Below are 12774 nucleotides of genomic sequence, written 5' to 3' on the forward strand. Positions count from 1 at the left end.
CGGCTACCCCTCGTCGTCACCACCATCGTCTTCCGCATCGGATTCGTTATCGAGAAGCGGATCCTGAGCGAAGGCTGACAGGAACGCCTCCACGATTTCGTCTCTGTCCGTATATGCAGGCTTCGCCTCCGTATGCTTCCTGATGTCTTCGAGGATTCGTTCTTCGGACCGCGAGTCCTCAAGCTTTTCCTGCATCGCCCATTTGCGCCCCTTATGCAGGACATCCCAAGGCGACCGTTTGTTGCTTCTTCCCTCTGTATCTCCGTGCTTCGAGATGCCCCAGCAGACATTCGTATCCTTGTTCCAAATGGGTTCGAAGATTCCAATCAGGTGCTTTTCGGCGAATAATTGGGCATTCGTCGCGGTCACGAGCCGTCGGCATTCGAAGTCTTCGACCCGAAGCGGGTTCGGGAGGCCGTGATCGAGCGCGAACTTCTCCACCGTTCGGATGGCTTTTCTATGATCGGCTAGACGACCATAGAGCTTGTCCCCTTGTTCCCTTGGAGACACGGCCACCGTGGAACTCGGATCGGCTTTCCCAACGTATATAGGCATCTCGGTTCCGCTGATACCCAGATAGGCTGGATAACGTCCATTATAGTATATCGCATACACCCCGCTTCCGTACGACCTCGGGATGCGGCCGAGTGGAACCCGAGGCTGCGCGAGAAGAGCCATGGCTACAAGCCGACCAGCGGTCTCGGGATCGGCTGGGTCGAAGAAGCTTTTAGGCTCCTTTATGGGATCCAGGGACGAAATAACTCTGGCGAGGTCTTCGCGAACCTCACCCACAAGCAGCTCTCGTGTCTTCCGGGACGCCACGTTCGAAAGACCCGATGCCAAGCCCTCCAATTCCTCGAGGTGGGCGCGGACACCCTCGATTATCTCCGTTTGCCTCGGCTTCCGAGCTTTGCCCCTGCGTGACATCAGGCCGCCTTGCCCCGCGCGCTCCCGGAGGCGGCGGAGAGGATGCCGGCGAGATAATTGCCGAAGTACTCCGACAGCTCCGCCGGGACGGCGTTGCCGAGCTGGCGCATGTTCTCGGTCCACGAACCTACGAACTCGTAGTCATCCGGCAGCCCCTGCAGGCGCGCCGCCTCCCGCACGGTGAAATACCGGACCGATCCGTCGGCGAAAGCGATCATGTTCTCGCCGCCCGGAACGCCATGCACGCCCGCCTTGAGCGCCTTGGCAGGCTCGTCGATGGGGCTGCCCGTGTGGCCGGGATAGGACCTCGCCCCCGGCTGGAAGACGTGATTGGAAATATCGTCCCGCGCGCCCGGCTCCCCCAGCCCCGCGAGCGCGTCGCGGACGGTTCGCCAGGGCCGCCCGCCGGGTTTTTTCCCGCCCGCCTTCAGGGAGGCGACAGTCCTCGCGTCGATCGGGTTGGCGGGTCCCGAGGCCGACGGCTCAAGTCCGTGCCGCCTCCAGTACTCGCCGCCGACATACTGGTCCCACAACAGCCGCTCGCGCGAGTGGGTCGGCGACGGCGGCTCCAGCGCGTCGACGAGGTCGCGCCGGATGCCGATGAACAGGACGCGGTGCCGCTTCTGCGCCGCGCCGTAGTCGGCCGCGTTCACCTTTACGACGCGCACGTGGTAGGTGGCCTCGCTCTCCTGCGCCCTGAGCCGATCCAGGTGGGCCGCCCTTTCCTCGCCGTCCTTGATCGCGAGCCACGGCTCCGTCAGCGACAGACGGATCCACTCGAGATGCTCCGAGAACTTCGGGCGCAGGAGCCCGCGGACATTCTCGAACAGGAACCCCCTCGGCTTGATCTCCCGGACGGCGCGCACCGCCTCCGGCCACATGTCGCGCTCGTCCTCCTCCCCCCGATGGAGGCCGCCGATGGAGAAGGGCTGGCACGGAGGCCCGCCGGCGACGAAGTCGACGGTTGGGGCCTTGTCCGCCCACTTCAGTTCGCGGACATCGCCGGAATGCACTTTCCAGTGCCCAACATGCTTCACACCGCGTTCGACGTTGTGCTCCATGTTTCGCACGGAGGGACCGTCGCGCTCGACCAGCAAAAGATGCTCGAACCCGGCCCGCGCCAGGCCGAGGGCCAACCCCCCGCATCCGGAAAAGAGTTCTATGCTGCGCATTCCACCTCCGCCAAGGCACGGTTTACCGCGCGCCGGGGATTCGCAATCCCCGCGATTCGATTGCGCACAGATAGAATCCGAGACACCCTCCAATTGCAAGAACGTTTCGGGAACGAAGTTCGCATCGAAATGTTGATCAACCCTTAAGGATGCGGCACCGAGCCCGCACGGACATTGAAGGGGCGCATGCGGGTCGCACCCGAATGCCCTTCATTCACTATATTGCGCAAACGGGACAAGCCCAACATGAGTTGTCCCTAACCAGTTAATCTTTAATCGGTTTCCGGTTCCGATGCGTTTCGGAAACGCCGAACATGCGATCGGTTCCAACTGAAACGAAGACCTTGGCCTCACGGCCCGGACCGCCGGGAACGCATCGGCAATTCGCGATGCAAGGTTTTTCGGGGGCGATTTCATCGTCCCGTCCGCGCGATCGGAGGCCACAACATCAATCCGATGGCACCGCATGCGATGGATAGCGTGACGGGATGGACACTGAATTGTTGACAACGCGTGATCGAATTTTTTTGCAAAACCCACTTGGCGCCTCCGAAAAATTCAGCCCATCCTGAATCATCGCGCCTTGGCGGCGCCGATGACAAGGACGAGGAAACGGCAATGACCGAAGCATCGGGTATCAGAGATCGGTGGGAAATCGAGGAGCTCAAGGCGGCATGGCGGGCGGACCCAAGCTTTGACCTCTGCGCGGCGGAGGGGTTTGAAGCCCACGGAGACGAACTGGCGCGCTGGGAGGACGAATGCAACGCGCGCTGGGAACGCGAGCTAAAATGGCAGCGAAAGGCCGCCGTTCGCGCGAGGATGACAAAATTTCCCTGCAGCAGGGAACTGGCGGAATATCTCGTCGAACTCGAGGAGACGATCGCGAGCCTGCGGTTGGCCGTGCGGAACCTCGAGCACCCCGGCCGCCCAGTGTCGGCAAGCAGACCTTGGCGGCCGAGCCTGGGTCTAGTGGCGCGGGTCTAGCGGCGGGCGTGAGGAGCGGGTGAAATGCCGATATTTTCCGGCGATTCATCATCCTCCGACACCGTAACCGCCGTGAAAGGACTGAGCGGTCACCGCCCATAGGCACGCCTTGACGAGTCCCGTCGATAGCGGAACCCGACATCTTCAATTCGCAATATCCGATCAGGCGGCCGCGGCGGACATCCCGGTTTCCCCGATCGGTTCCGGAGCCGTCTTCGGGGCATTCCTCGCCGATCGCTCGGCCTTCTCCTCCAGCCATTCCCGATACAGCCGCAGCGCCGACCGCAGGTCGGACTGCGTCTTGACCGGCAGCGAGAGGAACTCCCCGACCCGCTCCAGCGCCGCGATCTCCATCGCCGGATCGGCGAATGTCCGGCCCGCCAGCAGCCGCCGGGCGCGGTTGACCCGCGTCTTCGCGTTGCGGACCGATTGCGGCGAAAGGCCCCGCCTCCTCAGCCACTGGCCGAAGCGGCCCTCCAGGGCGGGAATGGTCTCGCCCGCCTCGCGCGCCAGGATCACGCGGCCGATCGCCTCGGCGAGCGGCGGCGGAACCGCGTTGGCGATCAGCTGGTCGATGTCGCGCTTCGTGCGGCCGGGTGACCAGTCCCAGCCGGGTGGGAAGCCCTGGATGCGCGACACCTGGGCCTGGGTGAGCACGGCGGCATCCGCCGGATGGACGGGATCGTTCGGGTGCGGCTCGGTCATGTAGCTCGCCCTCGGCCTCTCGCGCGAGGTCCGCACGATCGCCGGCGCCGGCTCGTCCAACACGCGCACACCCCTGCCCCCGTGCAGCGGCCGCGTGAAGAAGGCACCCTTCTCGAGCAGCGGTGCATCATCGGGATGCGGCTCGTAATCGGCCGGGATCGGCCGCCGCGACGAGGAGCGCATGGTCGGCGCGGGCTCGTCCGCGCTCCACAGCCCCTTCTTGCCCGGCATGCGCGGATGCACGTAGATCGCCTCGGGGCTGCGGTCACCGAACAGATCGCGGACCGTCATCGCGGTCTCCGATGCCGCGTTGCGGATCGCCGACTGCAGAAAGCCGTCGGCCTCGCCGAGCCTGCCGATGACGATCAGCCGCCGCCTGCGCTGTGCCACGCCGTAGAGGGAGGCGTCGAGTTTGCATTCGGTCAGGCCGTATCCCGCCCTGACCAGCATCGCCCTCGCCTCGCGCCACGCATCCGAGTTCAGCGCGCGCGTGACATTCTCCATCACGAACCAGCGGGGACGGGCGACCGCGACGAGCATGGCGAAGGCGCGCGTCAGGGCGGCATTCTCGCGCTCCTCGCGCCGACCGGCCGCCGAGAAGTCCTGGCACGGCGGCCCGCCGCAGATCAGGTCGGGCGCGAGCCGCGCCAGTTCCGGGCCGATCGAGAAGATGTCCTTGAGGTCGGCCTCGCGCGCGTGCGGGCCGAGATTGGCGCGGTAGACATCCACAGCCCGGTCCCAGGCATCGTATGCCTGGACAAGTTCGAATCCTGCCCTTCGCAGGCCGAGCGACATGCCGCCGGCCCCGCAGAAGAGCTCCACCGCTCTCATGTCGCTTCCGTTCCCGAGGGTGCGGCCGGGGCCGCCGAGGAGGGCGCCGATGCCGCGCGGGGACCGTCCCCGCGGCCGGACATCGACATGTCGGCGGATAGGCGATTCGAATCCGGCGGCGAATTCCCAGATTTCGCGATCACGCTGCGTCAAGCCGCTGAAATCGTAACGGAAAACTCCGTTATGCAGAGAGCGCCGGAATGCGCCTTGTAAATTCTTCTGTATGGCAACTGGCCATTCAGTTACGTTTCCCGCTATCCTCCGCAGACATCTTGAATCATTAAGACCTTGGTTTGGGAATCTCTGCCGATCCAATCAGCTCGGGTGCCGCTCAAGGTGATGGACTCATAAACGCACAGACATATCCGGATGTTGGTCACATCGTGTGCTCCGCTAAGAATCTACAACGATCTGGTTCTATAACTTTGGAGTGGGTGGGCCTGCCTGTGTCACTGTCTAACCTAGCCATTCAGTTTGCTCAGACACCAGCGCTCGAGCACCTCGCTGTCCAGCGGTGAATTCTTCAAAGGCGGCTTATTTCAAGCGGCTCAGCCCACCATCACAGGAATGTCGCGCATCAGCGCATTTGCGATTACAGCGCGGAAACTGCGACCCGAACACTCGTGTTTTCTGAAATTGTTGATGACCAGAATATGCGGATTGCATGACATCTGCTCCTCAACGACCGCAACCGCAGTATCGAGTGCGGGGGAGTCGAGACGACAGCTATTTAAGCCTGGACCAAGAGACTGAGAAATGCGGATAACCTCACCATTGGAAAGGATGCGGATCCCAAGTGAGAGACACCATGGACCTCGCGCTCCGAGTAGATTTCGATGCCGCATGTCGCACGCCGGCACGGAAGGCATCGTTTCGCTGGCTTACAGGTCGGTCAGATACCAACCATTAACACCGACCACCCCGTCGGGACTGATCATGAATTACGTGCAAAATCACTCACCCGGCAGCACGTGACAATGGTCGGGATCCCAATGAACGGCAAGTTTCGAACCTGGGCGCGTATCCAACGACGAAAACTCGTCGTGGCTTTTCTGGATTTTGAGTTCCGCGCCGGACTCGGTTTCAACGAATAATATCGCGGTGGCTCCCACAAATTCCTCTCCGACTACTGTCACCGTAATTCCATTGGGTTGCGATCCAGTGGGCCTGACATTCATATTTTCCGCGCTGACTATAAATGTCACGGAATCGCCTTCATTCTTGTTTGTCACCTTGCCTGCATTGATTTCAAACGAGCCATCGGGGGCTTCAATCGTCCAGTAAACGCCAGTTTTTCTGCTCAACGCTCCAGTAAAAATGTTAGCGGATCCAAGAAATTCGGCAACGAAGCGGTTGCGCGGCTCCCGGTAAATTTCTTGCGGAGTGCCAATCTGTTCGATTTTTCCACGACTCATAATGACCACTCGATCCGCCATCGAAAACGCTTCCGACATTGAGTGCGTGACATAAACGAATGTGATGCCGAGATCTTTCTGCAAGCTGGACAAGACCGACTGCATCCGGACCTTTAGATGCGCGTCGAGGGCCGAAAGCGGCTCGTCGAGAAGTAGAATCTTGGGTTCGGTCACGAGCGCCCGAGCAAGCGCGACACGCTGCTTCTGGCCGCCTGACAATTGTGAGATATTGCGGTTCGCGAACTCCAGTATTTGCATCTTTTCGAGCCATCTGCGTGCCCGCTCGATGCGCTCAACCTTGCTGACACCACGCATTTTCAAACCGAACTCGACGTTTTCCTGGACGGTCAGAAACGGAAACAGCGCAAGGCTTTGCCACACCATGGGAGTGTCACGATCCCAAGTCGCCTTGCCATTCACTCGTTCTCCGTCGAGATAGATATCGCCATCGGTCGGGTCTTCCAATCCGGCCAGCATCCGCAATGTCGTTGTTTTGCCGCATCCGGAAGAACCCATGATTGCGAGAAACTCGCCGCGGCCGATCTCGAAGTCGACACGTTCAACGGCGAAAATGTCTCCGAATTTCTTAACAACGCTGTCGAGTTTTACGATTGAGTTGGTCGTCATTTGATCGTTCATCATTTTTCCACGGGCCCTGTTGAAGGGTTGCGCATCAGCATTTGAGCGAAGACGATCAGCGTTATCGAACTCAGGAACGCCAGCGAGCCGATAGCGTTTATTCGAGGGCTTACCTGACCTTGCAGGAAGCCCAAGATCTTGACGGGAAGCGTCTCGTGCAGGCCGGAAACGAACCATGCCACCGCGAATTCGTCGAATGAAACCGCCATCGTTATGAAAAGCGCTGCGAAGATTGCTGGTTTCGTGAAAGGCATGATCACATGTCGCAGCGTTGCCCATTCGTTGCCCCCCAGGTTCCAAGAGGCGGCCTCGAGATCCGGATCCATCTGCGAAAGCCGAAGCCGAATTATGGCCATGGCGAAGGGGCTGCACATAACACCATGCGCAATAATCACTGAAAACGTGCCGCCGGATAGACTGATACGCGACAGGAAGGCCAGCATGGCAAGGCCCATGATTACCACCGGGATCGTTGGCGGCAACAAGGCCAAAGCGAGATAGGCATTCTTTCCGATGAAGTTGTAACGAAAGTCTGTGTAAGCCCCACCGAATCCGAGTGTCGTGGCAATCACCGCGACAATGGCACCGACGAAAACGGTATTGAAAAATCCGGCCCACACGAACGGGTCTTCCAAGATCAGCCGATACCACTGCAAAGAGAAATGCCCTAGCGGCAACGACGGAAAGCGATCCGAATTCAGCGAAAAAACAAAGCTGCCGATGATCGGCGCGAAAATGAACACTAGGCATGCCAAGATATGCAGCTTCAGCAAGCCATTGATTACAATGTTCCTGTTCCCGGTCATTCCCCGCGCTCCCGGTAGGCGAACCTGATTGAAAGAAATGCAACCGTTAGAAGTGTGCCAATCATGGTCAGCGCGACGACCGCCGCGCGTGGCCACTGTTGACCTGATTTAGTGATGTCGGTGATCATGATGGAAAGGGTCGGCGGGTTGCCGCCACCGAGATAAAGCGGGCTAACAAAATCGCCAAAAGAAAGAATGAAGGCGAAAAGCGCCGCGATCACCAGCCCCACCTTCGCGGATGGCACGATCACGAGGAAAACGGTCCTGAAGCGCGCGCAACGCAAATTGTGAGCCGCTTCGACGAGATCCCTGTTTACAAAATTCAAGCTGAACAGCTGGAGCAATATGACCAGCGGCAAGCACAGAGTGATCATGCCGACCAAAGTGCCGAAGGTCGAGTTCAGCAAAGGAAACGGACCGATGCCAAATTTGCCAAGCAAGGCATTGATGATGCCGGCATCCGATAGAAACACCTGCAACGAATAGACCCTGACAAGATAACTGGTAAAGAACGGAATAATCAGAACAAATATGAGCCACCGCCTCGCACGTTCAGACAATTTGAATGAGATCGCGTAAGAGGCCGGAAACGCAATTGCGCTGGTTATCGCCGCGCTAGCCGCCGCGAGACAGAATGTCCGCAGGTAAGCGTCCCAGAAAGCGCTTCGCGTGAATATGCGCACCCAATTTCCTGTATTGAAATCGGGCTGCATCTGGAAGTTGCGCACCGTCCAGAAGCTGATCGCGACGAGAAACAGCAGCGGAAACAGGAAAAAGGCAAGCTGCCAGATCAGCAACGGAAGCGACAAGACCAGAGAGAAAAGGCTTGGACGTTTGGACATGGATTATCGGCCTTGTCGTGAGAATGGCCGCCGGAACCGTGGGAGAGCGGTCCCGGCGGAGGCATGTTAGGCTGCCTTGTAGTCGGTCCAGAAGTCATTCCAGGTTTCGAGGCTTTGCTGAACGGGCAGTTGTCGATACTGGATACGACCTTCCCGGATCATGTCCATGACATTGCGCTCGCCCAGCACCATGTTCTGGCGCTTGGCCTCGGCCATGTTGTTCTCGTTTAGGACCTTCCAGCCGGCCTTGCTTGGGATAAGCGCCGGATATGCCGCCATATCAGCCGACTTGGCCTGGCCTTCGGGCGAAGTGATATACTGGATCCACTTCTTCGCCATCTCCTGATTCTTCGAGCCCTTGCCGATGGAAAAGGATTCGGTCCATTGGAGACCGCCTTCCTTCGGAATAACTGAACGCACGGGAGCGCCGTTCTTCTCGAGCGTTCCCGTTATCCAGTCCCCGATTCCCGCGATGGCAAGCATCTGTCCATTCTTCAGCGACGAGAACGTGCCGCCGTAGTCGAGAAAGCCGCCGACCTGCGGACGGAGGGTCATGGTCTTCTCCTTCAGCGCCTCCCAGACGACATCATCGATATCGTACGGCGATGCATTGCCGTTGTAGAGGCTGATCTGGCCGAGATTGGGCAGATGCCAGTCGAAATGACCCAGCTTTCCAGCCAGGCGTTCGTCCCAGTAGAGCCCATATGTGCCGGCCTCCTGCTCTGTGAAGGCATCGGTATTGTAGGCGACACCCAGGAATCCGAATCGGGTGATGACCGAGTAGAGCCTGCCGTCCTTCCAGTGACCCGGAAACTTCTGGAACTCTGGATAGTAGTCGTCAAAGTGGTAGTCTTCAGGGTCAAGTTCTTCGATATAGCCCGCCGCGTTCAACTGTTGAACATACTCGGCATCCGAGAGGATCACATCGTATGTGCCGGCCGGTGATTGGGCGATCAGGCCAAGCATGTTATCGCCGCCGGTATAGTATTTTGGCGTGAACTTTACATTGTTGGCCTCTTCGAATTCACCAACGATATCCGGCTCGGCATGGCCATACCAAGCCAACATCGACAGATTCACGGTCTGCGCGGATGCTCTGATCGACAGAAAAGGCATCGCCAGCGCGGCGCCACCGGTCATTTTCATGAACTCCCTGCGGCTCGGTTTGATTAGATTAGATGCCATGCTTAGCTCCTTGTTTGCGAATTGTGCCTCCTGTCTTGGCGGATTATTCCGCCGCGACAACATCGCCTTCGAAATTGAACTCCTTGCGCAACGCCGCGACGATCCCGCGCGTGCAGACCTCCAGCAAGATCTCGCCCTTCTCGGCGGTTGCCTCCTTGGGAGATGACAGCGTGCCGCTCGCCGGTGTCCACTCAGGTTTGGATGGGTAGACATCATAGGGCGGGAAAGTCGCCGGGGCATGCTCGACCGCGTTTTGCAGCGACACCAAGTTCGGATGGAGCAGGAGCATTAGCGAGGTTTCCAAAACACCACCATGCTCGATATCCCAACCGAGAAAGCCGTCGGGATAGATCTTTTCAATGGATGCCTGATCAACGAAATCCCAATAGGAAAGCACGACCACTTTGACATCATTGATCCCGCTCCATTTCAGTTCCCTAAGTGCAAGATCGATCCCCTCGACGATGAACCACGAATTCTCGAAGTGACCATTTACGATGCAAATATTGCGAATCCCGTGGCGAGCGAATTCCTTGACCACATCCTTGAGGGCATTGATCAAGCTCACGCCGTCGAGGCTGGTGGTGCCGGGAAAGAAGTTCCCGCCCCCGGATTTTTGCTGCGACTTGTAGCCATATGTGAACGGCGGCGCGACCAGCGCGCCAATTTCACTGGCGGCCCGACGCGCGAATTCGGTTGGCAGGAGCACATCCACGTGCATTGGCATGTGATGTCCGTGCTGCTCCATGGAGCCCAGCGGAATAAGAATGGGCACGGCCCCACCCTGTACGCGCCGCTGGTAATCCGGCCAGGCAAGTTCGGCGGCGAAAACTGTATCTGAAATCATGGCAGCCTCTAATGAGCGATCGAGTAAAACTTAATCCCGCTTGCTTCATCTGGAAAATTCATAGTACGAATGATCGCATAAAGGATATTTATGATGCGGCAATTCGTTAATCTGCAAACCGACCTTATCCGGACATTCGTCACGGTGGTGGATCTCGGAAATTTCACGGAGACCGGTCAAATATTGGGCAGGACGCAGCCGGCGATTTCCCTGCAGATCAAGCGGCTTGAAAGCTTGGTTGGGGCAAAACTGCTTCAGCACACGGGCAAAACACTAGAGCTCACATCAGATGGCCAGACCCTTATCGGCTACGCTCGGGAAATACTGCGGATGAATGACCGAGCGGTAGCCAACTTTCAGCGCGCCCAACTTCTCGGCACACTTCGAGTTGGGCTTCCGACAGATTATGCCATCGGCTACTTCCAACGCGTCATCGCTCAATTTGCCAAGTCCAATCCGGAGGTCTCATTGGATGTCCGCTGCAATTGGAGCAGGGATATCCTGTCAAGCCTGCACACCGACGACCTCGATCTCGCGATCGCGATCACCGACGCGATGCCCGCGCCATATGTTTCGCTTTACTGGTCCGAGCGCCCGTTTTGGGTTTGCGGCCGCGACTATCACTACAGCCTGGAACGACCGGTCCAGATCATCGCGCACCCGGAAGGGTGCTATTATCGCAAGCGCATGATTGAAGCCCTGAGCACGGAAGGGCGCGAATGGAGGATATGTTTCGAGAGTCCCGGCATCTCGGCGCTTCAAAACGCGGTTCTCGACGGCATGGGGGTGACCGCCCTTACAAAGAAGACACTCCTGCCTGGGATGCGCGTCTTGTCACCGAAGGAGGGCTTCCCACTCCTGGCAAACCTGCACGTTGGCCTTTTCTACAAGCACGTAAAGGCATCCGATGCCGCGTTGAAGCTAATCGACCAGATCGCGAACGGCGTGAGCGCTTTCCGTAAACCAACATATTCGCGGGCATGAGCGGGACCAGAGGGAAATATCCATACATTTCGGATTCTAATGATTGGATCAGTTCTATTAATTTCTTTCAAATCCTGTTTGCTGGTAGCGAGATGCGTCTCGACTTCAGCGAAGGGGAAGCAGCATGCTCAACGATACGCTCAACAATATGCTCCACGTGACGGAATGGCATAATGGCGAGAAGGATTATTCGCCGTTTTCCGATAATGAAATGGCTCGACGCCAGAACGAATTACGCAAATGGATGGAAGCAAACAGCGTCGACGCGGCGTTGTTCACTTCCTATCACTGCATCAACTATTACTCGGGCTGGCTGTATTGCTATTTCGGCCGCAAGTACGGGATGGTGATCGATCAAAAGAACGCCACCACCATTTCCGCTGGCATCGACGGAGGTCAGCCGTGGCGCCGCACATTCGGCAACAACATCACGTATACAGACTGGCGCCGCGACAATTTCTATCGTGCGGCGCAGCAGCTGACGAAGGGTGCCAAGCGAATTGGGATCGAATTCGACCATGTATCGTTGGATTATCGGCAACAGTTGCAGGATGCCCTTCCCGGAGTCGAATTCGTGGACATTGGTCAACCGTCCATGTGGATGCGAACCATCAAGTCCGACGAGGAGATCAAGCTCATCCGGGAAGGCGCGCGCGTATGCGACATTGGCGGTCATGCCGTGGCGAATGCCGTGAGAGCCGGTGTGCCTGAGCACGAAGTCGCGATCGCTGGCACGAACGCGATGATCCGAGAGATCGCAAAGTCATTTCCCTTTGTCGAACTGATGGATACCTGGACATGGTTCCAGTCCGGGATCAACACGGACGGTGCCCACAATCCGGTGACCAACCGGGTGGTTCAGTCTGGAGACATTCTCAGCCTCAATACATTTCCGATGATCTTCGGCTACTATACCGCGCTTGAACGAACGCTGTTCTGCGAAACCGTCGACGATGCCAGCCTCGACATCTGGGAAAAGAATGTCGCGGTTCACGAACGCGGGCTTCAGCTGATCAAGCCCGGGGCGCGCTGCATGGACATAGCAAAGGAATTGAACGAGATGTATCGTGAGTGGGATCTGCTCAAATACCGCTCCTTTGGCTATGGCCACAGCTTTGGAGTCCTAAGCCACTACTATGGTCGCGAGGCCGGCGTGGAGCTTCGTGAAGACATCGATACCGAATTGAAGCCTGGAATGGTAGTTTCCATGGAGCCGATGGTCATGATTCCTGAGGGGCAGCCCGGTGCCGGCGGATATCGCGAGCACGACATTCTGGTCATCGGGAACGATGGAGCCGAGAATATCACTGGTTTCCCGTACGGACCTGAACACAATGTCGTTGGCAAATAGAGGAGTCCGACGGACTTTGAAGATTGCCGCGTCGATGACCAGCATCAGTTTGATGCTGGTCACCGTATGCGCGCTGATGGCCGCCA

The 12774-nt window shown here is 58.2% G+C and carries 12 protein-coding genes; 3 read left to right on the forward strand and 9 right to left on the reverse strand.

Going from position 1 to position 12774, the window contains the following annotated elements; all coding sequences use genetic code 11:
• Nucleotides 1–3: 3 nt before the first annotated feature.
• Nucleotides 4–927, reverse strand: coding sequence for an Eco29kI family restriction endonuclease (locus IG169_RS05915; RefSeq protein WP_193175254.1), 924 nt, complete (start codon nt 925–927; stop codon nt 4–6).
• Entirely contained in the window at nt 927–2099 is a 1173-nt protein-coding gene (locus IG169_RS05920; protein ID WP_193175255.1) for a DNA cytosine methyltransferase, read from the reverse strand. The genes IG169_RS05915 and IG169_RS05920 overlap by 1 nt, the downstream gene beginning before the upstream one ends.
• A gap of 618 nt (nt 2100–2717) precedes the next feature.
• Between IG169_RS05920 and IG169_RS05925 the strand changes: the two genes are divergently transcribed.
• A complete protein-coding gene (locus IG169_RS05925) occupies nt 2718–3083 on the forward strand; it encodes a hypothetical protein (RefSeq protein WP_193175256.1) in 366 nt (121 codons plus the stop codon).
• Between the two features lie 162 nt (nt 3084–3245).
• On the opposite strand, the gene IG169_RS05930 is transcribed toward IG169_RS05925, so the two are convergent.
• From IG169_RS05930 to IG169_RS05960, 7 genes are all read right to left on the reverse strand, one after another.
• Nucleotides 3246–4619 carry a DNA cytosine methyltransferase gene (locus IG169_RS05930; RefSeq protein WP_193175257.1) on the reverse strand — a complete coding sequence of 458 codons (1374 nt, stop codon included), beginning with the start codon at nt 4617–4619 and terminating at the stop codon, nt 3246–3248.
• 548 nt (nt 4620–5167) lie between these two features.
• Nucleotides 5168–5488 carry a DUF2478 domain-containing protein gene (locus tag IG169_RS24435; RefSeq protein WP_428982236.1) on the reverse strand — a complete coding sequence of 107 codons (321 nt, stop codon included), beginning with the start codon at nt 5486–5488 and terminating at the stop codon, nt 5168–5170.
• A gap of 84 nt (nt 5489–5572) precedes the next feature.
• The gene (locus IG169_RS05940; protein WP_193175259.1) at nt 5573–6673 is read right to left on the reverse strand and encodes an ABC transporter ATP-binding protein; all 1101 of its coding nucleotides are present in this window, start codon (nt 6671–6673) and stop codon (nt 5573–5575) included.
• A complete protein-coding gene (locus tag IG169_RS05945; RefSeq protein WP_193175260.1) occupies nt 6673–7479 on the reverse strand; it encodes an ABC transporter permease in 807 nt (268 codons plus the stop codon). The genes IG169_RS05940 and IG169_RS05945 overlap by 1 nt, the downstream gene beginning before the upstream one ends.
• Nucleotides 7476–8321, reverse strand: coding sequence for an ABC transporter permease (locus IG169_RS05950; RefSeq protein ID WP_193175261.1), 846 nt, complete (start codon nt 8319–8321; stop codon nt 7476–7478). Before IG169_RS05950 ends, IG169_RS05945 begins: the two co-directional genes overlap by 4 nt.
• Before the next feature lie 66 nt (nt 8322–8387).
• Nucleotides 8388–9506: a polyamine ABC transporter substrate-binding protein gene (locus tag IG169_RS05955; RefSeq protein WP_193175262.1), complete on the reverse strand. Its 1119-nt coding sequence runs from the start codon at nt 9504–9506 to the stop codon at nt 8388–8390.
• 43 nt (nt 9507–9549) lie between these two features.
• A complete protein-coding gene (locus IG169_RS05960) occupies nt 9550–10353 on the reverse strand; it encodes a creatininase (RefSeq protein WP_193175263.1) in 804 nt (267 codons plus the stop codon).
• Between the two features lie 90 nt (nt 10354–10443).
• On the opposite strand from IG169_RS05960, the gene IG169_RS05965 reads away from it, so the two are divergent.
• Nucleotides 10444–11337, forward strand: coding sequence for a LysR substrate-binding domain-containing protein (locus IG169_RS05965; protein WP_210325883.1), 894 nt, complete (start codon nt 10444–10446; stop codon nt 11335–11337).
• Between the two features lie 124 nt (nt 11338–11461).
• Nucleotides 11462–12688, forward strand: a complete 1227-nt coding sequence (locus IG169_RS05970) for a M24 family metallopeptidase (protein WP_193175264.1) — start codon at nt 11462–11464, stop codon at nt 12686–12688.
• The last annotated feature ends 86 nt before the right edge of the window (nt 12689–12774 follow it).

Origin of the sequence: Oricola nitratireducens (assembly GCF_014904745.1) — a bacterium.
In the GTDB taxonomy this organism is placed as follows: domain Bacteria; phylum Pseudomonadota; class Alphaproteobacteria; order Rhizobiales; family Rhizobiaceae; genus Oricola; species Oricola nitratireducens.

Excerpts from the sequence above, each read along its gene's own strand:
- IG169_RS05970 (WP_193175264.1), top strand. The coding sequence starts at position 11,462 with ATGCTCAACGATACGCTCAACAATATGCTCCACGTGACGGAATGGCAT.
- IG169_RS05930 (WP_193175257.1), bottom strand. The coding sequence starts at position 4,619 with ATGAGAGCGGTGGAGCTCTTCTGCGGGGCCGGCGGCATGTCGCTCGGC.
- IG169_RS05945 (WP_193175260.1), bottom strand. The coding sequence starts at position 7,479 with ATGACCGGGAACAGGAACATTGTAATCAATGGCTTGCTGAAGCTGCAT.
- IG169_RS05925 (WP_193175256.1), top strand. The coding sequence starts at position 2,718 with ATGACCGAAGCATCGGGTATCAGAGATCGGTGGGAAATCGAGGAGCTC.
- IG169_RS05950 (WP_193175261.1), bottom strand. The coding sequence starts at position 8,321 with ATGTCCAAACGTCCAAGCCTTTTCTCTCTGGTCTTGTCGCTTCCGTTG.
- IG169_RS05955 (WP_193175262.1), bottom strand. The coding sequence starts at position 9,506 with ATGGCATCTAATCTAATCAAACCGAGCCGCAGGGAGTTCATGAAAATG.
- IG169_RS24435 (WP_428982236.1), bottom strand. The coding sequence starts at position 5,488 with ATGCCTTCCGTGCCGGCGTGCGACATGCGGCATCGAAATCTACTCGGA.
- IG169_RS05940 (WP_193175259.1), bottom strand. The coding sequence starts at position 6,673 with ATGAACGATCAAATGACGACCAACTCAATCGTAAAACTCGACAGCGTT.
- IG169_RS05965 (WP_210325883.1), top strand. The coding sequence starts at position 10,444 with ATGATGCGGCAATTCGTTAATCTGCAAACCGACCTTATCCGGACATTC.
- IG169_RS05915 (WP_193175254.1), bottom strand. The coding sequence starts at position 927 with ATGTCACGCAGGGGCAAAGCTCGGAAGCCGAGGCAAACGGAGATAATC.
- IG169_RS05920 (WP_193175255.1), bottom strand. The coding sequence starts at position 2,099 with ATGCGCAGCATAGAACTCTTTTCCGGATGCGGGGGGTTGGCCCTCGGC.
- IG169_RS05960 (WP_193175263.1), bottom strand. The coding sequence starts at position 10,353 with ATGATTTCAGATACAGTTTTCGCCGCCGAACTTGCCTGGCCGGATTAC.